The 305-nt window shown below is 59.7% G+C and carries 1 protein-coding gene; it reads left to right on the plus strand.

Annotated elements, in window-relative coordinates; genetic code table 11:
* Positions 1 to 90: 90 nt before the first annotated feature.
* The coding region (locus NE591_RS14070) for a hypothetical protein (protein WP_371130631.1) at positions 91 to 305 on the plus strand (215 nt) is incomplete at its 3' end.

Here is a 305-nt window from a genome sequence, read left to right on the forward strand (position 1 = left end):
CTTGCCCCAAGCAGGGGCAAGCTCCCCGAGGGGCGCTTGCGGAACCTGCTACACGATGTTTGGACGGGGGAAGCCGGGGAAGATCCGCTTATGGGCCAGCTTGCCGGTGCGGTGAAAAAGGCCAACAAAAACGAGAATTGGCGGAAGGAGAAGATGGCGTTGCTGACGTTTGAGGAAGACATGGAAATTCAAAGGCGCATTGCTGAGAAAAAGGGACAAGCGCGCGGTCAAATAATCGGCCTCCAGATGGGGCTTGAACAGGGCCTGGCCGAGGGTCGGGAGCAAGGCCTGGCCGAGGGCCTTGC

The sequence above is a fragment of the Adlercreutzia sp. DFI.6.23 genome (assembly GCF_024462535.1).
GTDB classification, from domain to species: domain Bacteria; phylum Actinomycetota; class Coriobacteriia; order Coriobacteriales; family Eggerthellaceae; genus Adlercreutzia; species Adlercreutzia rubneri.